This window comes from Bartonella sp. AP19HLJMH (assembly GCF_042196245.1).
Taxonomy (GTDB): domain Bacteria; phylum Pseudomonadota; class Alphaproteobacteria; order Rhizobiales; family Rhizobiaceae; genus Bartonella.
Genome location: NZ_JBHIPX010000087.1, coordinates 1 through 761, shown reverse-complemented (window position 1 = coordinate 761; position 761 = coordinate 1). Strand labels below are relative to the sequence as shown.

Here is a 761-nt window from a genome sequence, read left to right as displayed (position 1 = left end):
AGCTATACAGATGTGGCTTCAGCGTTTGCCGGTGTAGGAACTTCTTTCACGGATTTACATAAAGAGATTACCAATGAGATTACCACTGCTCAAGCTGACGCCTTGTTGTGGGATAAGTCTAAAGGTGCGTTTGTAACGACGCATGGAGACAGTAAAGAGAACAGCAAGATAACGTCTCTTAAAAATGGCGACATTAGTAGAACGTCAACGGATGCTGTAGCGGGTAATCAGCTATATGCCTTAGGGAGCGGTGTTGCGAAGTCTTTAGGTGGTAAGGCTAAGTATGAGAATGGAACTTGGAGTGCGCCTACATTCGCGGTTAAAAAGTTTTTATCTGATGGCAGTGTTACTGCCTCGAGTTATAGCGATGTCGCGTCTGCCTTTGCTGGTGTTGGTGATTCATTCGAGAATGTTAAAGATAAAATCGATAATGTTAAGGATGAAATTACCGAAGAGATTGAAAAGGGTATTACCACTGCTCAAGCTGACGCCTTGTTGTGGGATAAGGCTAAAGGTGCGTTTGTAGCGACGCATGGGGACAGTAAAGAGAGCAGCAAGATAACATCGCTTGCCAATGGATCTATAACTAAAGACTCAAGTGATGCTGTAGCGGGTAACCAGCTGTATGCACTAGGGAGCGGTGTTGCGAAGTCTTTAGGTGGTAAAGCTAAGTATGAGAATGGGACTTGGAGTGCGCCTACATTCGCGGTTAAAAAGTTTTCATCTGATGGCAGTGTTACTGCCTCGAGTTATAACGATGT

1 pseudogene is annotated in these 761 nt (G+C 44.5%); it reads left to right on the top strand.

The features are described 5' to 3' along the window. Positions 1–761: pseudogene (locus ACFINR_RS09510) on the top strand (hypothetical protein); the annotation flags it as partial.